17 protein-coding genes, 1 rRNA gene and 1 pseudogene are annotated in these 20,648 nt (G+C 71.8%); 5 read left to right on the top strand and 14 right to left on the bottom strand.

The features are described from left to right. Positions 1–9: 9 nt before the first annotated feature. The gene (locus ACGFX9_RS35510; protein ID WP_393483002.1) at positions 10–1,518 is read right to left on the bottom strand and encodes an APC family permease; all 1,509 of its coding nucleotides are present in this window, start codon (positions 1,516–1,518) and stop codon (positions 10–12) included. 159 nt (positions 1,519–1,677) lie between these two features. On the opposite strand from ACGFX9_RS35510, the gene ACGFX9_RS35505 reads away from it, so the two are divergent. Further along, positions 1,678–3,321 (top strand): PucR family transcriptional regulator, encoded by a 1,644-nt coding sequence (locus ACGFX9_RS35505; protein WP_393482999.1) that lies wholly within the window; start codon positions 1,678–1,680, stop codon positions 3,319–3,321. A 22-nt stretch (positions 3,322–3,343) separates the two neighbouring features. Here ACGFX9_RS35505 and ACGFX9_RS35500 read toward each other — a convergent pair whose 3' ends face one another. From ACGFX9_RS35500 to recN, 3 genes are all read right to left on the bottom strand, one after another. Further along, positions 3,344–4,483, bottom strand: a complete 1,140-nt coding sequence (locus ACGFX9_RS35500) for a glycosyltransferase family 4 protein (RefSeq protein ID WP_393482996.1) — start codon at positions 4,481–4,483, stop codon at positions 3,344–3,346. A gap of 510 nt (positions 4,484–4,993) precedes the next feature. Next, entirely contained in the window at positions 4,994–5,770 is a 777-nt protein-coding gene (locus ACGFX9_RS35495; protein WP_393482993.1) for a hypothetical protein, read from the bottom strand. A gap of 184 nt (positions 5,771–5,954) precedes the next feature. Further along, on the bottom strand, positions 5,955–7,682 hold the full coding sequence (gene recN / locus ACGFX9_RS35490; RefSeq protein WP_393483379.1) for a DNA repair protein RecN: 1,728 nt from the start codon (positions 7,680–7,682) through the stop codon (positions 5,955–5,957). 227 nt (positions 7,683–7,909) lie between these two features. Here recN and ACGFX9_RS35485 point away from each other — a divergent pair, with 227 nt between their 5' ends. Then, a complete protein-coding gene (locus ACGFX9_RS35485; protein ID WP_393482990.1) occupies positions 7,910–9,292 on the top strand; it encodes an FtsX-like permease family protein in 1,383 nt (460 codons plus the stop codon). A 69-nt stretch (positions 9,293–9,361) separates the two neighbouring features. Here ACGFX9_RS35485 and ACGFX9_RS35480 read toward each other — a convergent pair whose 3' ends face one another. Genes ACGFX9_RS35480 through ACGFX9_RS35470 form a run of 3 tightly spaced genes read right to left on the bottom strand, consistent with a single transcriptional unit; the run spans position 9,362 to position 11,398 of the window. Next, complete coding sequence (locus ACGFX9_RS35480; protein WP_393482987.1) at positions 9,362–10,270, bottom strand: NAD kinase; 909 nt, start codon at positions 10,268–10,270, stop codon at positions 9,362–9,364. Next, the gene (locus ACGFX9_RS35475; RefSeq protein WP_393482984.1) at positions 10,267–11,082 is read right to left on the bottom strand and encodes a TlyA family RNA methyltransferase; all 816 of its coding nucleotides are present in this window, start codon (positions 11,080–11,082) and stop codon (positions 10,267–10,269) included. The genes ACGFX9_RS35480 and ACGFX9_RS35475 overlap by 4 nt, the downstream gene beginning before the upstream one ends. Positions 11,083–11,089: 7 nt before the next feature. After that, a complete protein-coding gene (locus tag ACGFX9_RS35470) occupies positions 11,090–11,398 on the bottom strand; it encodes a hypothetical protein (RefSeq protein ID WP_393482982.1) in 309 nt (102 codons plus the stop codon). Positions 11,399–11,440: 42 nt separating this feature from the next. Between ACGFX9_RS35470 and ACGFX9_RS35465 the strand changes: the two genes are divergently transcribed. Beyond that, positions 11,441–11,788 (top strand): alkyl sulfatase C-terminal domain-containing protein, encoded by a 348-nt coding sequence (locus ACGFX9_RS35465; RefSeq protein ID WP_393482979.1) that lies wholly within the window; start codon positions 11,441–11,443, stop codon positions 11,786–11,788. Here the strand turns inward: ACGFX9_RS35465 and ACGFX9_RS35460 are convergent. From ACGFX9_RS35460 to ACGFX9_RS35450, 3 genes are read right to left on the bottom strand one after another with little or no spacing between them, the layout of a single operon-like run. Then, on the bottom strand, positions 11,772–12,644 hold the full coding sequence (locus ACGFX9_RS35460; RefSeq protein ID WP_393483375.1) for an ABC transporter ATP-binding protein: 873 nt from the start codon (positions 12,642–12,644) through the stop codon (positions 11,772–11,774). The two genes, ACGFX9_RS35465 and ACGFX9_RS35460, sit on opposite strands and share 17 nt — an antisense overlap. 35 nt (positions 12,645–12,679) lie before the next feature. After that, on the bottom strand, positions 12,680–13,708 hold the full coding sequence (locus ACGFX9_RS35455) for a FecCD family ABC transporter permease (RefSeq protein ID WP_393482977.1): 1,029 nt from the start codon (positions 13,706–13,708) through the stop codon (positions 12,680–12,682). After that, positions 13,705–14,748 (bottom strand): FecCD family ABC transporter permease, encoded by a 1,044-nt coding sequence (locus tag ACGFX9_RS35450; RefSeq protein ID WP_393482974.1) that lies wholly within the window; start codon positions 14,746–14,748, stop codon positions 13,705–13,707. The genes ACGFX9_RS35455 and ACGFX9_RS35450 overlap by 4 nt, the downstream gene beginning before the upstream one ends. Positions 14,749–14,808: 60 nt before the next feature. Between ACGFX9_RS35450 and ACGFX9_RS35445 the strand changes: the two genes are divergently transcribed. Next, on the top strand, positions 14,809–15,642 hold the full coding sequence (locus tag ACGFX9_RS35445) for a siderophore-interacting protein (protein WP_393482971.1): 834 nt from the start codon (positions 14,809–14,811) through the stop codon (positions 15,640–15,642). A 30-nt stretch (positions 15,643–15,672) separates the two neighbouring features. Here the strand turns inward: ACGFX9_RS35445 and ACGFX9_RS35440 are convergent, their stop codons facing one another. Next, positions 15,673–16,701, bottom strand: coding sequence for an HAD hydrolase-like protein (locus ACGFX9_RS35440; protein ID WP_393482969.1), 1,029 nt, complete (start codon positions 16,699–16,701; stop codon positions 15,673–15,675). A gap of 72 nt (positions 16,702–16,773) precedes the next feature. On the opposite strand from ACGFX9_RS35440, the gene ACGFX9_RS35435 reads away from it, so the two are divergent. Further along, on the top strand, positions 16,774–18,051 hold the full coding sequence (locus tag ACGFX9_RS35435; protein ID WP_393482966.1) for a DUF1015 domain-containing protein: 1,278 nt from the start codon (positions 16,774–16,776) through the stop codon (positions 18,049–18,051). A 90-nt stretch (positions 18,052–18,141) separates the two neighbouring features. On the opposite strand, the gene ACGFX9_RS35430 is transcribed toward ACGFX9_RS35435, so the two are convergent. The 3 genes and pseudogenes from ACGFX9_RS35430 to rrf form a co-directional block, all read right to left on the bottom strand. Continuing rightward, complete coding sequence (locus tag ACGFX9_RS35430) at positions 18,142–18,942, bottom strand: hypothetical protein (protein WP_393483372.1); 801 nt, start codon at positions 18,940–18,942, stop codon at positions 18,142–18,144. A 21-nt stretch (positions 18,943–18,963) separates the two neighbouring features. Continuing rightward, positions 18,964–19,623, bottom strand: a pseudogene (locus ACGFX9_RS35425) (tetratricopeptide repeat protein); the annotation flags it as partial. Positions 19,624–20,320: 697 nt separating this feature from the next. Then, positions 20,321–20,437, bottom strand: a 5S ribosomal RNA gene (rrf, locus tag ACGFX9_RS35420). Positions 20,438–20,648: the final 211 nt, after the last annotated feature.

Genomic DNA, 20,648 nt, shown 5'->3' with positions numbered 1-20,648 from the left:
GAGATCTCCTCAGACGGTGGCGGACGATGGCTCGGTGTCGGTCGTGCGTTCGGTCGCGTCCTCCAGGACGATCCGGCCGATGATCGCGTAGCGGGCGGGGTGCCTCACCTTCAGATACAGGCCGAGGCCGAGCCCGCCGAAGAAGACGAGGCCGACGATCCACGGGATGGCCTTGAAGAAGAGCGAGTCCGCCGCCGTGCCCGCAGCGGTGTCCATGTTGATCACCAGCAGGACGACGACGGCGATCATGCCGATGCCGCCGAGCAGCGGGGCGACCAGGGTCGTGAACCAGTGCCGGTCCTCGGGGTGGTTCTTGCGGAAGTAGCCGATGACGGCGAACGAGCAGAGGGTCTGCACGATGAGGATCGCCATCGTGCCGAGGATCGCGAGCAGCGTGTAGAGGTGGATGTACGGGTCCTGGTCCGTGAGCCAGAACGCGGCGACCAGCGTCACCGCGATCGCGGACTGGACGTAGGAGGCGATGTACGGGGAGCCGTGCGTGGGGTGCGTGCGGCCGAGGCCGCGGTGCAGGAATCCCTCGCGGCCGATCGCGTACAGATAGCGCGAGGCGCACTGGTGGAAGGCCATGCCGCAGGCGAACGAGCCGGTGATCAGGAGCCATTGGAAGGTGTCGACCGCCCAGGCCCCGATGAAGGTGTGGGCCGGGTCGAAGAACAGGTCGAGCGGGCTGGTGGACTGCGAGATCTTGACCGAACCTGCCAGGCCGTTGCCCGCGATCGTCATCCACGAGACGTAGATGTAGAAGAGGCCGACGCCGACGACCGAGATGAGGGTCGCGCGCGGGATGACCTTCTTGGGGTTGCGGGATTCCTCGCCGTACATGGCGGTGGACTCGAAGCCGACCCAGGACCAGAAGGCGAAGAAGAGGCCGAGCCCCGCGGAGGTGCCGGTGAAGGCGTTCTTCGGGTTGACCGGTTCGAGGGGGATGCCGTCGGGGCCGCCGCCGTGGATGAGTACGGCGGTGGCGACGGCGAAGAGGACCGCGATCTCGGCGATCAGCATCACGCCGAGCGCCTTCGCGGTGAGGTTGATGTCGAAGTACGACAGGACGACGGTGACGGCGAGCATCGCGGCCGCGTAGAGGATCCACGGCAGGTCGGCGCCGAGCTGGTCGTGGACGGTGGTCTTGGCGAAGTAGGCGAAGACGCCGACGATCGACGCCTCGAAGACGACGTACGCGAGTACGGCGAGCATCCCGGACGCCATGCCCGCGATACGGCCCAGGCCGTGCGAGATATAGCCGTAGAAGGCGCCGGCGGCGGTGATCCGCTTGGCCATGGCCACGTATCCGACCGAGAACACGGTCAGGACGAGGGTCGCGAAGAGATACCCCGCCGGTGCTCCGGTGCCGTTGCCCGCGCCGACGGCGATGGGGAGGTTGCCGGTCATCGCCGTGATGGGCGCGGCGGTGGCGACCGCCATGAAGACGACGCCGACGATACCGACGGAGTTCGCCTTGAGTCGGTGGACCTCGGGTGTGGTTCGTTGCTCTGGCATGGCGGGCACCCTGCCGTGGCGTGACGTACGCCACAACCGACAGGGGGTCGCGCAATGGGCGTGCGGGCACGACGAGTTGTCGGGTCAAGACCGGACGAGATCACTCCCGTAACCGGTCGGAGATGTTCCAGGAACGTGCGCGCAGGTAGCGTCCGCCACATGGACAGTCAGGGCACGCAGAGCACTCAGGGCGGCATCACCGTGCAGCGGGCCCTGGAACTTCCGGGGCTGCGCGGCGGACTCCCCGAAGTGGTCGCGGGGGCTGAGCGGCTGCAGCGCACGGTGCGGTGGGTGCACGCGGGTGAGGTGCCGAACATCGCCTCGCTCCTCAAGGGCGGCGAGCTGCTCCTGACCACGGGCCTCGGCCTCGGCGCACGCCCCGCCGAGCAGCGCGCCTTCGTGCGCAAGCTCGCCGAGCGCGGCATCGCGGCCCTCGTCGTCGAGCTGGGCCCGCGCTTCACGCGGCTCCCCGCGGCGATCGTGGAGACGGCGCGCTCGGCCGGGCTTCCGCTGGTGCAGCTGCATCGCGAGGTGCCGTTCGTGACGGTCACGGAGGAGGTCCACACGGAGATCGTCAACGGCCACTACGCCCTGCTCCAGCGGGCCGAGGAGGTCCACCGCCGCTGCACGGAGGCGCTGCTCGGCGGGGGCGGCGTACCCCAGGTCCTGAACGTCCTCGCCGATTTCAGCGGCAACCCGGTGTTCCTGGAGACGGCGGACGGACAGCTTCTGTACGCCGCCGGGGCGGGCACCGAGTGCGCCGATCCTCTCCAGGTGTGGGAAGGGCTGCGGGGCCGGACCGTGGACCGGGACGGGCCGCCGGCGAGCGCGCTGCTCGTCGATGTGCCGGGCGGGGGTCCGGGCTCGGGGTCGGTGCGCGCCCGGCTCGTGCTGCTCGCCGTGGAGTCCGCGCTGCTTCCGGTGCACCGGATCGCGGCGGAGCGGGCGGCGGGCTCGCTCGCGGTGGTCCTGATGCAGGCCCGGCAGGAGGAGGAGCTCGCGGCGCGGGGCCGCGGCGACTTCCTGACCGACCTGGCGGAGGGGCGGATCCGGGCCGAGGACGCGCCCGCCCAGGCCCGGGTCCTCGGCTTCAAGCCCGGCGAGAGCCCGCTGCTGCCGGTCGTGATGCGGCTCGCGGACGGGCTGCCGCCGGGCGGCGGCTGGGCCGTGCTCGCGCGGGCGGTGGCGGAGGAGCTCGCGGCGGTGGGGGTGCCGGTGCTGCTCGGCGTGCGGCCGGTGGAGGGGCGCGTTCCGCTGCTCCTTGGCCTCCGTACGGAGTCGGAGCGCGCCGCGGTGGCCGACCGGGTCGCCGCGGCGCTGCGGGCAGGCGTGGAGCGGGCGGGGATGCAGCGGGCCGGGGCGCTGCCGCCGGTCGTGGTGGTCGGCGTCGCGGGCGGCTGGGCGGCGGCTTCGGCGGGGCTGCGGCACGCCGCGGAGACGGCGACGGCGGCGCAGGGGCTCTCGGACCGCCCGTGGTACGACGCGCGGCGCCTGGACATCGACCTGCTGCTCTGGCGCCTGCACAACTACGACGACTCGGCCCTGGCGGCGTTCGTGGACCGCGCGATCGGCCCACTGCGCACCCACGACCAGCGCTCGAAGCCACCGCTGCTGCCGACGCTGCAGACGTACCTGGCGCATGCGGGGCGCAAGGCGGAGACGGCGCGCGAACTGCACCTGAACCGCCAGACGCTCTACAACCGCCTCGCCAGGATCAGTGAACTCCTGGGGACGGATCTTGACGACCCGCAGACGGTGCTGGCGCTGAGCTTGGCGCTGCGGGCGCGCAGGCATGTGGCGTAGGGGTTACCGGCGGGCTACATGATCAGTGCACGATGATTCGCTGCGTCAACTCGTCGTAGACGCTGAGGACTTGGGTGACGGTCTCGTCCTCGGTCGGCCAGGTGGCCGCCTGGGCCGTGCCCTTGTCCTTGAGCCGCTCCCTGAGGGCGGGGTCGGCGAGGAGGCGTGCGACGGCTGTGGCCAGGGCCTCGGGGTCGCCGTAGGGGACGAGCACGGCCGCGTCGCCGACCAGTTCGGGGATGCCGCCGACAGCGGTCGCGACGAGCGGCACGCGCGCGTGCAGGGCTTCCTGGGCGAGTACGGAGCGGGACTCCCAACTGCTGGGCAGGACCACGAGGTCGGCCGCGGCGAGCAGCTCGGGCACGTCGTCGCGCCGTCCGACGAGCTGGGCAGGAAGCCCTTCGGCTTCGATACGACGCTGGAGGGCGCCGCGTTCGGGCCCTTCACCGGCGATGGCGAGGAGCGGCAGGGGGTCGAGGTGCCGCCAGGTACGCGCGGCGCCGAGGAGGACGTCATAGCCTCGCTGCCGCTCAAGGGCGCCGACGGCGACGATCAACGGCCGGTCGACGGCACCGAGTTCGGCACGGACCTTGTGCCGGTGCCCTTCGGGCTCCTCGGCCGCCCCCGGCACCGCGCGCGGCGCGGGAAGCGTGACGGGGGCGAGGCGGGCGTCCCGCGCGCCCCTGCTGCGTGCGCGGTCGACGAGGTCGGAGGAGGTGCCGAGGACCACGGCGGCGGCCTTGGCGACGCGGCGCTCCAGGAGGTGCAGGACGCGGGCGCGGGCCCCTTCCGCGTGCGCCCGGGTGTGCCAGGTGACGACGAGGGGCGTACGGCGGCCGGCGAGCGCGAGGGCGGCGCGGAGTGCGGCATGCAGTCCGTGCGCGTGCACGAGGTCGGCGTCGGCGCAGGCCACGCGCAGGGAGGCGACGGAAGCGGGGTCGCCGCGGCGGGGCACGTGGACGTGCCGGGCGCCGGTCCCCGTCAGGTCATAGTCGCCGGCCGCCTCGGAAGGGGCGCACACCGTGACCCGCACGCCCCGCGCGGCGAGGCCCGCGGCGAGCGATCTGACGTGGGCACTGCTGCCCGCGCTGCCACCGCCGAGTACCTGCACGGTGTGCAGCGGGGTCTGACCGTGCGGTGAGTGGCTGCTCACGTGGCTCACGTAGCGGGGGCTCCTGGGTAGGCGTCGGGGGCTGCGCCAAGGATGCCAGTCCGTACGGACGTTCCGGCACCGCCGAAAGGTCTCTTCCGCACCGGGACGGGCAACTCCCTGACCCGGATCACCCACACGGGTGAGGACGCCGGGGTTTCAGCACCGCGGATGACCCTACGGCCTCCGCATCTTCGCAGCGGGGGCCGACCACGCGAAAGGCTTTCGGAAAGCTCGGCGTGGCCGGAAGGATTTACCGGGCCACGGGGAAACGGGGGCTACCTCGCGGAAGGCTCGGGTCACCCACACCACCCGGACAGGCTCGGCTCCCCTTGTCCACGCGCCGGGTCCGTCCGACCCCCAACCCTGCCCCGCCAAGCTCCGGCTCTGTCCCGCCCCGCCAGCCCCGGCCTGTCCGTTCCACCCCCACTGGCTCCGGCCACCCGCTGCCTCCCGGCAGCCTCAACCCCTCTGCCCCGCCCCACCAGCCCCGGCCGCCCCCTTCCGCCCCGCCAAGCCCAGCTATCCCTGAGCCCCCGCCACCGCGCTGACCTTCTCTCCGTACGCCGCAGCCGCCACCAGCCCCGCGGCATGGGCGGCCAGCCCCGCGCGGCCGTTGCCCGCGGCGATGGCCGCACCGAGCGCCGCACCCAGGGCATGCGCTCCCGCGTCGCCGATCATGGCGTGCTCCCCGATGTCCTCCGGGAGCACCGCCGCTGCCGCCCCCGCCGAAGCAGCCGCGAGGACGCCGGCCGAGCCCTCGCGCAGCAGCCCAGGCGCCGCCAGGCCGAGCACCGCTCCGGCGGCCCTTCCCGGGCGCACGTCCACGAGGTTGACGAAATGGGCGGTGCCCGCGATCACGACCCCGGCGAGGAACTTGTCCAGGGGCCGCTCCTTGAGCAGCGCACCGGCGGCAAGACCCGCCGCGCCGACCCCGAACAACTTCACGGCCCCGCTGGTCACTTCACCGCCCCGCAGAGCCGAGAGGTGGGCGCGAAAGCCCCGGCGGGTATCGCCTTCCCCCGCCATGTCGTCGTACGCGCCACAGGCCCCGGCGGCGAGCACGGCCAGCGCGGCGGCTGCGCGGTGCCGGGAGGGCAGCGCCACGGCTCCGGCCACCGCCCCGACGGCCGCGGCGGGCCCGGCGTACAACTCCACGGTCCGCCCCGCGTAGTTCTCCCGCTCCCAGCGACCGGGGCCACCGGGAGCACACGAACGAAGCGTGGCGGTCGCGGCGCGGGTCACGGCGGCTGCGGAGAGGAGGGCGGTGAGGCGTGGGGCGGGCTTGCGGCTGATCATGCGGATCAGGGTACGGGGGCCAAGATCCGAGCCGGGCCCGGAGCTTATTCAGCCCGTCCGGCGTTTGAGGACGAACTCGGCGAAGCCGGTGATCTGCGGTGCGCCCCACCCGGTGGAGCCAAAAGCCGCGGGGAGGAAGGGGCCAGGGCGGCTGCCGGGAAGCCCCGCAGCCGCCCCGAACCCCCTAGACGTCCCCCCGGGCGGTAGCCAAAAGCTCCTCCGCATGCGCCCGCGCAGTCTCCGAGTCCTCCTGCCCCGCCAGCATCCGCGACAACTCCCGTACCCGGTCCTCCCCTTCGAGCACGAGGACACCGGACCGCGTCACACTCCCGTCGTTCGTCTTCTCGACCAGCAGCTGCCGGTCGGCGAACGCCGCCACCTGCGGCAGGTGGGTCACCACCACGACCTGCGCGGACTTGGCGAGCTTGGCGAGTCTGCGCCCGATCTCGACCGCGGCCTTGCCACCGACACCCGCGTCGACCTCGTCGAAGAGGTACGTCGGAACGGGATCCGTGCCCGCGAAGACGACCTCGACCGCGAGCATCACGCGCGACAGCTCACCACCGGACGCCCCCTTGGCGATCGGCCGCGGCGGGGCGCCCGGATGCGGGGCAAGGAGGAGTTCCACCTCGTCGACGCCCGCAGGGCCGTACGCCACGAAGCGGTCCCCGACCGGCACCCCGTCCGCACCCTCGGCCACCTCAGTACTGGTGATGTCGATCGTCACGCGCGCGTGCGGCATCGCCAGCGAGGACAGCTCCTCGGTGACCGCCGCCGCGAACCGCGAAGCCGCCTCCTGACGCGCGTCGGTCAACGCCTGAGCGAGCCCCGCGAGTTCACCCCGCAGCGCGTCCCGCTCGACGGTCAGCTCGCCAAGACGGTCGTCGTCGCCCTCGAGTTCGGTGAGGCGTGCAGCCCCCTCCTCGGCCCAGGCCAGCACGGAGTCGATGTCGGAGCCGTACTTCCGGGTCAGCTGGGTGAGGGCGGCCCGCCGCTCCTCCACCGCGGCGAGCCGCAGCGGATCGGCGTCGAGGTCATCGGCGTACCCAGCCAGCTCCCCCGACACATCGCCCAGCAGGATCCCGATCTCGCCGATCCGCTCGGCCAGCGCCGCAAGCGCGGGATCATGGGAACGCACCGCTTCGAGCGCCCGGTGCGCGCCCGCCACGAGCGTGGTGGCGTCGACGCCCTCCGGGTCCTCGGGGATGCCCGCGAGAGCGGCGTGCGCGGCCGTGGCGGCGGAGGCGAGCGCCTCCGCGTGGCCGAGCCGCTCGGCCTCGGCGGCCAGTTCGGTGTCCTCGCCCTCCCGCGGCTCCACGCCCGCGACCTCGTCGAGCCCGAAGCGCAGCAGATCGGCCTCCTGGGCCCTTTCCCGCGCCCGCGTGGTGATCTCGTCGACCTCGGTCGTCACGGCCCGCAGCCTGCGGTACGCCGCCGTGTACTTGGCCAGCGGCACGGCGACCGCGTCGCCCGCGTACCGGTCGAGCGCGCCGCGCTGCCTGGCCGGTTTGAGCAGCCCCTGCTGGTCCGTCTGACCGTGCACCGCCACGAGGTCGTCGGCGAGCTCGGACAGCAGACCCACCGGAACCGACCGCCCGCCGAGGTGCGCTCGGGAGCGCCCCTCCGCCGAGACCGTACGGCTGATCAGCAACGCCCCGTCGTCGAGTTCGGCACCCGCCTCCTCCGCGCGCACGGCTGCCGAGGCACCAGCGGGCACCGTGATCCGGCCCTCCACCACCGCCGCCTTGGCCCCGATTCGCACCAAGGCGGCGTCGGCGCGCCCGCCGAGCAACAGGCCAAGGCTGGTGACCACCATCGTTTTGCCCGCACCGGTCTCGCCGGTCACCGCGGTGAACCCCGGCGACAGCTCGACCACTGCGTCGTCGATGACTCCGAGCGACCGTATCCGCATCTCCTCCAACACGGACACGACCTTACGAGGTCATGGGCCAGGTGTGCGACGGGCCCTGGCTTCCTTCCGCCTCCGTTCGGCGAAGACGCAGGTGGCAAACGCGGACCGAACGGACGCTGTCACCCGCAGGGGGGTGCGGATCCTGGGGTCCTGGGGGGATTCCCCCAGGAGGATCTTCCTGCTGGCCTCCTGGTGGCCGGGGGCCCTGGCACCCCACCATGATCGGTATGGGAACGGGACTGGCACAGGCGGCGCTGCGGGCGCACCGCCCGGCGTTCGTGGGCACGGCGGTGGCCGCGCTCTTCGCGGCGACGGTGGTGAGCGCCTCGACGATGATGCTCGGCTCGACGAGCACGGACACGGGCACGGGCACGGCGGGCACGGGCACCGACGGGCTCTCCGCACGCGCACGCGAGCAGATCAGCGAGAACGGCGTCGGCGACATGGCCGTCGTCCTGTTGATCGGTTCCATCTACATGTCGATATTCGTGGTCGTTTCGACGATGGGCACGGCGGTCACGCAACAGCACCGCGAGCTGGCGATGGTGCGCGCGATCGGAGCCGAGCCCCGGCAGATCCGCCGCGCGGTGGCGGTCCAGGCCCTCGCCGCGTCGACCCCCGCCGCGCTCGCCGGCTTCGTCATGGGCGGCTTCGTCGCCCGCTGGTGGCACGCGGGCATGATCTCGCACGGGCTGCTCCCCGCAGAGGCCCACTTCCGCTTTGGCTGGCTCGCCCTGCCGGTGTGCCTCGGCGTGGCCGTGGTGACGACGACGCTCGCCGCACTCCTCTCGGCCCTGCGGTTCTCGCTGCTGCGCCCGGCCCTCGCCCTGAGCGAGGCGGCGACGGGCCGGCGGGGGCTCGGCATGCTGCGGGCGCCGCTCGGCCTGGCAGCGGTCGCGGGGGCATGCGCCGTCTCGGTACTCCTGTCGAAGCAGCCCGCGGCAGAGGCGAGCGAGGGGGCGTTCCTCGTCCTGATCCTGTTCTGTGTCGGCGCGGGGCTGCTCGGCCCGCGGATCATCGGGCCCGTGGCCTGGCTGGTGTCCGCTCTGGTGGGCCGGTTCGGCAGCAGCGCGCGCCTCGCGATGCTCAACGTCCGCACCCAGCCCCGCCGTTTCTCCGCGGCGGTGGTGCCGCTCGTCCTCGTCGTGGGCTTCGGCCTCACCAAGATCGGCATGCACACCACGGCGGAGCACTGCACGGGCTCTGCGGGCAGCAAGGGCGAGGTCTGGCTCGACTATGTGGGCACGGGTCTGTACGCGGGCTTCGCCGCGATCGCCGCGGCGAACACCCTCGCCATGATCTCCTTCGAGCGCCGCCGCGATGTCGCCCTGCTGCGGGTGGTGGGCAGTCAGCGCGCCCAGGTGCGGTCGATGGCGGCCTGGGAGGCCGTGGTCGTCGCGGGGACCTCGCTGCTGCTCGGCACCGCGACAGCGCTCGGCACGCTGGCCCCGATCCTCGCATCGGCCTTCGGCTCCGCACTCCCCCACCTGCCGTGGAGCGTGCCGACGGGGATCGCCGCGGGCACCCTGCTCCTGACGCTGCTCTCCACCGGGCTCCCGGTGGCTTCGGTGATGCGGCGCCGGGCGATCTCCGTGGTGAAGGCGGCGTGACCTCCGCCGCGCGGGCGCGCCCAGCCGGAGCGGACCCGCAGACGACTGCCGCCGCCCCCCAGCGGAGCGCTAGTGCGGCGCCCCGCGCCACCCCGAGACCGGCAGCGCGAACTTGGCCACGAGCCGGTCGGTGAACGACGCGTGGTGCAGCCGCGCGAGCCGCACCGGCACCTCGCCCCTGCGTACCTCGACCCGCGCCCCCGGCGGCAGTTCCACGGTCCGCCGCCCGTCGCACCACAGCACCCCGTGGGACGTGTGCTGCTGGACCTCCACGGCGAGCACCGAGTCCGGCGAGGTCACCAGGGGCTTGGCGAACAGGGCGTGCGCGCTGATCGGCACCATGAGCAGCGCCTCCACCTCCGGCCAGACCACGGGCCCGCCCGCGGAGAAGGCGTACGCGGTGGATCCGGTCGGGGTGGCGCACACGATGCCGTCGCAGCCGAAGCCGGTGACCGGGCGCCCGTCGATCTCCAGGACGACCTCCAGCATCAGCTCGGCCGACATCTTCTGCACGGCGGCCTCGTTGAGCGCCCAGTCGCGGTGCACGACATCGCCGTTGCTGTGCACGACGACGTCGATGGTCATCCGCTCCTCGACCTCGTACGCCCTCGTCACCACCCGGTCGACGACCTTGTCGAGATCGTCGCGCTCGGCCTCGGCGAGGAAGCCGACGCGCCCCAGGTTCACACCGAGCATCGGCACCCCGGAGGCGCGGGCGAACTCGGCACCGCGCAGCAGCGTGCCGTCGCCGCCGAGGACGACGAGCAGCTCACAGCCGTCAAGGCACTGAGGAGTCGCCTCCTTCACCGTGCCGACCTCGTCCGGCAGCTGCGGCAGGTCGGCCGCCTCCGCCTCCAGGACCCGTACGCCGATGCCGCTGCGCAGCAGCCCCTGGACGACGAGTTCGGCACTGCGGATGGCGGCAGGCCGTCCGGTGTGCGCGAGAAGGAAAACTGTACGAGCTCGGGTCTGAGTCAACGGGGCCCCTCCGCCACGGCGCGGTCAACGTCCGCCGGGTCGAGTTCGGGCGCCCCGGCACGCAGCCACAGAAAGTACTCGACATTCCCGGAAGGCCCGGGCAGCGGGCTCGCGGTCACGCCACGCACGCCGAGCCCAAGCCCCCACGCCTGGCGCGCCACACCGCGCACGGCGTCCGCCCGCAGCTCCGTGCTGCGCACCACGCCACCGCTGCCGAGACGTTCCTTGCCGACCTCGAACTGCGGCTTGACCATCAGGACCAGGTCCGCGTCCGGGGCGGCGCACCGCACGAGGGCGGGCAGCACCAGGCCGAGCGGGATGAACGAGAGATCACCGACGACCAGATCCACCGGGGTCCCGTCGATGGCTTCCAGCGTCAACTCCCGTACGTTCGTACGGTCCTTGATGGTGACCCGGTCGTCGCTCTGCAGCGACCAGGCGAGCTGGCCGTACCCGACGTCCACGGCGACGACGCCCGAGGCACCGGCGCGCAGCAGCACATCGGTGAAACCGCCGGTGGACGCGCCCGCGTCGAGCGCGCGCCGCCCCTCGACGACCAGACCCTGCGGCACGAACGCGGCGAGCGCGCCCGCCAGCTTGTGGCCGCCACGCGAGACGTAGTCGGGGTCGCTGTCATCGGTCGCGACCACGATCGCCGCGGCGGTCTCCACCTGCGTCGCGGGCTTCGTCGCGATGTTCTTGTTGACGGTCACCCGCCCGGCGGCGATCAGCTGGCTTGCGTGCTCGCGCGAGCGCGCCAGCTCGCGCCGGACCAGTTCGGCGTCGAGGCGAAGGCGTGCCACTCCTGCCACGTTCTGTTCAGCTCCTGTTGTACGGGGGTGAGTCCGGGGACGAAGCCGCGGGCGACCCCATGGGTGAGGGCGTCGGCGGCCCGGGGCGTGCGTCGAGCGCGGTCAGCGCGTCACGCAGTCCCCGGTGTACATCCTCGTACACCTCGATGTGGCCGTCCGTGGCGAGGTGGTCGGCGTCGCCGAGACGCTGGAGCAGACCGTCCACTTCCGCGTCCCCGGTCGGGGCGCGCTCCACCCCGAGGGGCGCGGGCCCCGCGGGGTCGTACGCCTCCGGCTCCACCGGCTCAGGCCCGGGGCCCGGCATCGAGTCGCTCATGCCCCGACGCTACCTCGAAGCGCTGCGGTACCGTCGATCACGATGGCGACGATCGAAGAGTGCCGCGCGGCGCTCGGCAGACTCTCGGACAATTTGGCGGACGCCGAAGGCGGCGTACGCAGCGCCGCCGCGCTCAACCGCTCGCTGAGCTGCCGCATCACCGATCTCGACGTGACCTTCATGGGCCGCCTCGAGAACGGCCGGATCACGGTGCTCGACACGCATCCCGGCCCACCGCGCGAGAAGGCCGAGATCCGCCTCGCCCTGTCCGGCGACGATCTGGTCGCGATGGTGGACGGCGAGCTGAACTTCGCGAAGGCCTGGGCCTCCGGCCGGGTCAAGCTGGAGGCGGGCCTGCGCGATCTGCTCCGCCTCAGGTCGCTGCTCTAGCCCCGGCAGCCGTCGCCTTCGCCCGTCCCCGCCGTGCCGCCGGCACCACGAGCGGCGTCCCCGACTCCGGGTCGTCGATGATCTGGCACTCCATCCCGAAGGTCTCCCGCACCAGCTCCGCCGTGACGATCTCGGACGGCGGCCCCTCGGCGACGACCTCGCCCTCGCGCAGGGCGATGAGGTGGGTGGCGTACCGGGCGGCGTGGTTGAGGTCGTGCAGGACGGCGACGAGCGTGCGCCCCTGCTCCTCGTGGAGGTCGGCGCACAGGTCGAGCACGTCGATCTGGTGCTGGATGTCGAGGAACGTCGTCGGCTCGTCCAGGAGCAGCAGCGGGGTCTGCTGGGCGAGCGCCATCGCGATCCAGACACGCTGGCGCTGGCCGCCCGAGAGTTCGTCGACATAGCGATCCGCCAGTTCGGCGACGCCGGTCGACGCCATCGACTCGCCCACGATCCGCTCGTCCTCGCCCGACCACTGACGCAGCAGCCCCTGGTGCGGATAGCGCCCGCGCGCCACCAGGTCGCCCACCGTGATGCCGTCGGGCGCGATGGACGACTGCGGCAGCAGACCGAGCGTGCGGGCCACCTTCTTCGCGGGCATCGACTGGATGACGTTCCCGTCGAGCAGGACGCGGCCCGCCGACGGCTTGAGCATCCGGGACAGGGCGCGCAGCAGCGTGGACTTGCCACAGGCGTTCGGGCCGACGATCACCGTGAAGGAGTTGTCGGGTATCTCGACGGACAACTTCTCCGCGATGACGCGCTGGTCGTAGCCAAGGGTCACGTCGTCCGCGATGAGCCGGTTCACGGCGGCACGCTCCTGCCTGTCGGTGCTCTCAGAGGTATTCGTGTTCATGGCGATGCGTGTCTTCATCTGCGTCATATGCGTCTTCATATGCGTCCCGCCTTGCGCTCGATGACGAGCAGCCACAGCAGGTAGATGCCGCCGAGTACGCCCGTGACGACGCCGACGGGCAGCTGATCGGCCCCGAAGGCCCGCTGCGACGCCCAGTCGGCGACGACCAGCAGGGTGGCGCCCATGAACATGGCGGGCACGAGGTTCGGCCCCGGCGAGCGCGTGAGCCGCTTGGCCAGCTGCGGCGCGGTGAGCGCGACGAAGCTGACGGGTCCCGCGGCGGCGGTGGCGGCCGCCGTGAGCAGCACGGCCGAGCCCATCAGGACGATGCGGGTGCGCTCGACGGGGACGCCGAGCGCGTAGCCGACGTCGTCGCCCATCTCCAGCATCCGCAGCGGACGCGCGTACGTCATGACGAGCGGTACGAGGATCGCGCACAGGACGAGCAGCGGCCAGACCTGCTCCCAGTCCCGGCCGTTGAGCGAGCCGGTCATCCAGACGACGGCGCGCGCGGCGTCGACGAGGTCCGCCTTGGTGAGCAAATAGCCGTTGATGGCGGTGACGAAGGCGGAGACACCGATGCCGACCAGGACGAACCGGAAGCCGTGCACGCCCTGCTTCCAGGCCAGGACGTAGATCGCGAACCCGGTGATCAGGCCGCCCACCAGCGCGCCGCCCGCGACCTGCACCGCGCTGCCCTGGAAGAGGACGATCATGATGAGCGCCCCGGCCGTCGACCCCTGCCCGAGGCCGAGGATGTCCGGACTGCCCAGCGGATTGCGCGAGATGGACTGGAAGATCGCGCCGCCGAGCCCCAGCGCTGCGCCCACGAGGAGGCCGACGAGGACCCGGGGCAGCCTCAGGTCGTTGATGATGAACTCCTGCCCGGCGTCGCCGTTGCCGAGCAGGGTGCGGATGACGTCGGCGGCGGGGATGGGGAAGTCGCCGGTGCCGATCAGGACGACGCTCGCGACGAGCGCGGCCACGATGAGCAGGGCGACGACCACGGCCGTGCGGACGTCGAGACGGAAGCTGAGCCCGCCCCGGGTGCGTATCGCCTTCACAGCTGAGCCAGCCTCCGCCGTCGTACGAGAAAGATGAAGACCGGAGCGCCGATCAACGCGGTGATGATGCCGACCTGCAGTTCCGCGGGCCGCGCGACCACGCGCCCGACGACGTCGGCGCCGAGCAGCAGAACCGGGGAGAGGATCGCCGCGTACGGCAGGATCCAGCGCATGTCGGGTCCGGTGAAGGAGCGCACGATGTGCGGCACCATCAGGCCGACGAACACGATGGGCCCGCAGGCCGCGGTCGCGGCTCCGCAGAGCAGCGTCGCGGCGGTCATGGACAGGGCGCGGGTGCGGTTCAGATGGGCGCCGAGCGCGCGGGCGGTGTCGTCGCCCATGGCCATCGCGTTGAGCGGCCGGGCGAGGCCGAGCGCGAGCACGATGCCGATCACGAGGAACGGCAGGACCTGCATGATGGTCTCGTTCTTGGCCGAGGCCAGCGAGCCGACCGTCCAGAAGCGCATCTTGTTGAGCGCGGCGTTGTCCGTGATCATCACGGCCTGCAGATAGCCGTAGAGGGCGGCGCTCAGTGCGGTACCGGCGAGCGCGAGCCGCACCGGCGTCGCGTTGCGGGTGCCGCCGAGGGCGTAGACCAGCGCGCCCACGACCGCCGCCCCGAAGAAGGCGAACCAGACGTAACCGGTCAGAGAGGTTACGCCGAAGAAGCTGATGGCGGTGACGACGGCGGCCGACGCGCCGAGGTTGATGCCGAGCAGTCCGGGGTCGGCCAGCGGGTTGCGCGTCAGCGCCTGAAGGACGGCGCCGGCGAGGCCGAGGGCCACCCCGACGAGCACTCCGAGCAGCGTGCGCGCGAGCCGCTCTCCGACCACGACATCGCCGTACGTCCCTGAGTCCTGGAAAAGACCGTGCCAGACCTGGTCCAGAGACATCTGTTTGGCACCGACCGCGATGCTCGCCACGACGACGAGCAGCAGCACACAGACCGAGACGAGGAGCCCGGCACTGCGTATCGCGCGGCGGTTGGGTGGCGCGGGCGCGGTCTCCGCGCCGGCTTCTGGGGGGCTGTCGACCAACACCAGGTTAGGTTAGCCTACCCTCGCACTGGACTTCGACGCCGGTTACGCAGAGGTGACGTCATGACCGAATCCCCCTACCACTTCTTCGACGTCCACGTGCTGCGCACCGAGTACGTCACGCCCGCCATGATCCGCGTGGCCCTCGGCGGCGCGGACCTGGCACGGATGGCCTCGGCCGGCCGCGACCAGCGCATCAAGCTGTTCCTGCCGCATCCCGGGCAGGACGCCCCCGTCATGCCGGACACGTCGGGCGGGGACGCGGCCAGTTGGTACGCCGACTGGTGCGCGCTCGACCCCGATGTGCGGGGCATCATGCGCACGTACACCACCCGTGAACTGCGCCGCGATCCCGATGAGTTGATCGTCGACTTCGCGGTCCACGGCGCGGCTCCCTCACCCTCCGACGGCCCGGCCACCAGCTGGGCGCGGGCCGCTTCGCCGGGCGCCAGGATCGGCGTACTCGCGCCGATCGAGGAGGAGAACGGCGCCTACGACTTCCGGCCGCCGCAGGACACCGACTGGATCCTGCTGACCGCCGACGAGTCGGCGCTCCCGGCTGTGGCGAGCATCCTGGAGACGCTCCCGCCGACCACGCCGGCCCGCGTCTGGATCGAGGTCCACGATCTCGCGGACAGGCAAGAGCTGCCCACGAAGGCCGACGCCGAGATCACCTGGCTCACGGAGGAGGGCGCGACAGCGGCGGCGATCCGGGACGCGGAGCTGCCTTCGGGCAACCCCTACGCCTGGGTGACGGGAGAGTCCTCGACGGTCAAGGCCGTCCGCCGCCATCTGGTCAAGGAGCGGGGCATGGACCGCAAGAAGGTGTCGTTCTCCGGCTACTGGCGCAAAGGCACGACCACGGACGACCTGATCGAACGCAACGAAACGGCCTGAGCTACTCCCCGCCGGGGGCTCCCCGGCCACTCAAAGTCCCAGCCGCGACAACGCCTTCCCCCCGTCCAGCTCGCACACCCCGTCCCCCGCCTCGGTCCACGCCGCCGCGCACAGCGCCCGCAGCCCGTCCATGGCGTCGCCCTCGCCGTCGAGCACAAGCCCGTCCCCCCGCGCCGACGCGGTCCATCCACCGCAGCCGAAGCCGTCCTCCGCCGAAGTCACTTCGGGCTGGCCGGTGAGCATGCCGCGCAGGTCGGCGTCCACGTAGGTCGGGCGGTGCTCCGGCGGGGCCGCGAGCAGCTGGGCGCCGTCCGTGACCCCGGTCAGGACGAGCAGCGAGTCCACCGCACCGTTGAACGCGCCCTCGATGTCCGTGTCGAGCCGGTCCCCCACGACCAACGGCCGCTCCGCGCCCGTCCGCAGGATGGTCTCGCGGTGCATCGGCGGCAACGGCTTGCCCGCCACCTGCGGCTCCGCGCCCGTCGCGATGCGTACGACCTCCACGGCCGCGCCATTGCCCGGCGCGATGCCCCGCGCACTCGGAATCGTCAGATCTGTGTTGGACGCGAACCACGGCACCCCGCGCGCGATCGCGTAACAGGCCTCGGCGAACCGCCCCCACGCCATGTCGGGACCGCCGTACCCCTGCACGACCGCGGCCGGATCGTCGTCCGCCGAATCCACCGGCTCAAGGCCACGCTCCCGCAGCGCGACCCGCAGCCCTTCCCCGCCGATCACCAGCACCCGCGCCCCCGCCGGGATTTGCTCGCTCACCAGCCGCGCCGCCGCCTGCGCCGACGTGATGACATCCGACGCCCCGGTCGGAATCCCCAGCTCCGTCAGATGCCCGGCCACCGCGTCCGGCGTACGCAGCGCGTTGTTCGTCACGTACGCCAGATGCATACCGCCCGCGCGGGCGGTCTCGAGCGACTCCACGGCGTGCACGATCGCGTGCCCGCCCGCGTACACCACACCGTCCAGGTCGAGCAGCGCGGTGTCATACGCCTCGCTCAGCACACTCCGGCTGCCTTCGGGCCGCGTCCTGACGGTCTGGCTCATTACGCATCGCTCCTAGTTCGATCCCACTCCCCCGATCATCGCTCATGCCACTGACACACATACGATGCAGCAATGAACACAGCGGGTCATACCGACGACCAAGGCCTCGACCTGATCCCGTTCAGAGGCGTGCGCTACGTCCCCGAACGGGTCGGCAGCCTTGCCGCCGTGACGTCCCCTCCGTACGACGTGGTCGTACGGCCCGACGGCCTGCTCCACCTGGAGTCCGCCGACCCGCACAACATCGTCAGGCTGATCCTCCCGCAGGCCACCACGCCGGCGGCCCGCAACGAACAGGCCGCGGAAACCCTGGACGACTGGCTCTCCCGAGGCATCCTCGCGCCCGACCCGCAGCCCAGCCTCTACATCTACGAGCAGCGTGACGGCGACATGCTGCAGCGCGGCATCATAGGCGCGCTGCGCCTCTCCGAAGCGCGGGACGGCATCGTCCTTCCCCACGAGGGCGTCATGTCGGACGTCGTGGAGGACCGCGCGGCCCTGATGCGCGCGACGAAGGCCAATCTGGAGCCGCTGCTCCTGACGTACCGCAGCGACGGCGACGCCGGGGGCGCGTCGGCGGTCGTCGAGCGGACCGTACTGAACAAGCCTCTCTTGGCGACGACCACGGAGGACGGCTTCAGCCACCGCCTGTGGGCCGTCACCGATCCTGCCGACCTCGATCAGATCCGGTCGGATCTCTCCCACCATCAGGCCCTGATCGCGGACGGCCACCACCGCTGGGCGACCAACCTCCGGCTGCGCACCGAGAACCCCTCCCCCAGCCCGTGGGACTACGGCCTGGTCCTCCTCGTCGACACGGCGCGCTATCCGCTCCGGGTCCGCTCCATCCACCGCTACCTGCACCGGCTCCCGGTGTCCGAAGCCCTCGCCGCCCTCGACGGCTCCTTCCGCGTACGTACCGTCGAAGGTCCCCTGCCGCGCGCCCTCGAAGCCCTGGCCGAGGCAGCCGCCGAAGGCAACGCCTTCGTCCTCGCGGGTGACGGCGCCTTCCACCTCGTCGACCGCCCGTCCCACGACCTCCTCGCCCGTACGATCCCGGCCGAGCCCCCTGAGGCATGGCGCACCCTGGACGCGACGGTCCTGCACTCCACGCTCCTCGATCACATCTGGCGGATCCCGGACGCCCCGGAGCACATCGCGTACATCCACAGCACCGAGGCGACCGTGGAGAAGGCGGAGCGCGACGGCGGCACGGCCATCCTGATGCACCCGGTCCGCGAGGAGGTCGTCCGCGACCTCGCCCGCCAGGGCGTGACGATGCCCCGCAAGTCGACATCCTTCGGCCCCAAGCCGGCATCGGGCCTGGTCCTGCGCGGCCTCGACTTCTGAACCTTCCGCAACACGCGCATACGACAACGGGCGGGACCCCTGATGGGATCCCGCCCGTTGTCCTACGCGACCAGGTCAGCAGGACAACACTCAGACCTTGCCGTCGTCACCTGCTTCGTCTTCCTCGTCATCTTCGTCATCCTCGTCCTCCTGGACGGGGGTGACGTCGTCGACCTCGGGCTCCGAGACCGGCGCCGCCACGGTGTCGTCGTCCTGGAGGACGTCGACGAACTCGACGCCGTCCAGCTCGGCGAGGCGGTCCGAGGCGTCGGTGCTGCCGTCCTTGTCGGACTCGATGACCTTCGCGAACCACTCACGCGACTCGTCCTCACGCCCTGCGGCGAGCAGCGCGTCGGCGTACGCGTACCGCAGCCGCGCGGTCCACGGCTGGACGGAGTTCGACCCCAGCTCCGGGCCCTGCAGGGTGACGATGGCGGCATCGATCTGCCCCAGGTCACGCCGCGCACCGGCGGCGACGAGACGCATCTCGACCTGCCCCGGCTTGTCCAGCTTCTGCACCTCGGGCGCACCGGCCATGTCCAGCGCCTTCTCGGGCCGGCCGAGACCGCGCTCGCAGTCCGCCATCACGGGCCACAGCTCGACACTGCCGGTCATCCGGCGGGCGGCGCGGAACTCGGCGAGGGCCTCGCTGTACTTCTGCGTCGCGTACGCGGCGAAGCCTGCTGCCTCTCGTACGGCGGCGACGCGGGAGGCGAGTCGCAGCGCGATCCGCGAGTACGCGTAGGCCTGCTCGGGGTCGTCGTCGATGAGGTTGGCGACCATCACCAGGTTCTTGGCGACTTCCTCAGCGAGCCCCTTGGGGAGGCTCTGCAGCTCCTGCTGTACGTCCTTGTCGATCTCGCGACCCGTGACGTCCTCCGGGATCGGCAGCCGCTTGACGGGCTCGCGGTCATGGTCGTCACGCCCGCGGTATCCACCACGGTCGTCGTCACGCCGGTCATCGCGCCCACGGAAGCCACCGGGCCGCCCACCACGGCTGTCGTCACGCCGCGGCCCACGGTCATCGCGACCCCCGCGGAAGCCGCCACCGCCGCCACCACGGTTGTCATCACGGCGGAAACCACCACGGTCACCACCGGCGCCACCACGGTCACCACCGCGATCGTCACGCCGGAAGCCACCACGATCACCGCCGCGGTCGCCACCCCGGTCGTCGCGCCGGTCGTCACGGCGGAACTGCGGACGGTCGCCGCCGCCACGGTTGTCGTCACGCCGGTCGTCGCGCTGGAAAGCGGGGCGGTCGCCACCACGGGGGCGGTCATCGCGCCGGTCGTCACGCCTGTCATCACGGCGGAAGCCACCGCGGTCACCGCTGCCACGGTCGTCACGACGGAAGCCGGGACGGTCGCCGCCACCACGGTTGTCATCACGACGGAACCCGCCGCGATCGCCACCACGGTCGCCGCCGCGGTCATCACGCCGGTCATCACGGCGGAACTGGGGACGGTCGCCCCCGCCACGGTTGTCGTCTCGACGGTCGTCACGACGCGGAGCACCCGAAGTCGAACGGTCATCACGACGGAACGCGGGACGGTCACCGTCACGGCGGTCGTCACGACGCGGAGCGCCAGAGGTGGAGCGATCGTCACGACGGAACGGAGGACGCCCACCGCCATCACGGTCATCCCGCCCGCGGTAACCGCCACCGCCACTGCTGCCACCGCGGTTGTCATCGCGCCGGAAGCCGCCACGGTCGTCACGCCGGTCGTCACGGCGGAACTGCGGCCGGTCGCCACCGCCACGGTTGCCGCCACCACGGTTGTCGCCACCACGGTTGTCATCTCGACGGTCGTCACGACGCGGAGCACCCGAAGTCGAACGGTCGTCACGACGGAACCCGCCGCGGTCACCACCGCCACCGCCACGGTTGTCGTCACGGCGGAAGCCACCGCGGTCACCGCCGGCGCCACCACGGTCGTTGTCGCGGCGCGGAGCGCCCCGGTCACGGTCGTCGCGGCGCGGACCACCTGAGGTGGAGCGGTCGTCGCGGCGGAACGGAGGGCGCCCGCCGCCGCTGCGATCGTCTCGACGCGGGGCGCCGCCGCGGTATCCGCCCCGGTCGCCACCGTCCCGGCCGCGCTGCTCGCGCTCCGGTCGCTCGTCGGGAGAGTTGGTGGACATCGGTGACTCCTAGTCTTCGGTACCGCAGTCATTCTCGCGCAGCCGGGTAGCCGGCGCGCTTCGACAAAAACAAAAAAGGACCCTTGGTCCCAGCGTGGACGCTGGGACCAAGGGTCCTCCAAAGATTGTTCGGCGGCGTCCTACTCTCCCACAGGGTCCCCCCTGCAGTACCATCGGCGCTATGAGGCTTAGCTTCCGGGTTCGGAATGTAACCGGGCGTTTCCCTCATGCTATGACCACCGAAACCCTATGAAATATCCCGCCGCAAAGCGGGATCTCAAACAGGGCAGCGAACAAGCACACTCTTCAATTAAGTGGTGTAGCCGTTCTGCCGACACAACTGTTCGTTGTTTCAGAACTAACACAGTGGACGCGAGCAACTGAGGACAAGCCCTCGGCCTATTAGTACCAGTCACCTCCACCCGTTACCGGGCTTCCAGATCTGGCCTATCAAC

This window comes from Streptomyces sp. NPDC048436 (genome assembly GCF_043200355.1).
Classification (GTDB): domain Bacteria; phylum Actinomycetota; class Actinomycetes; order Streptomycetales; family Streptomycetaceae; genus Streptomyces.
This window is presented reverse-complemented; position numbering and strand designations above follow the sequence as displayed.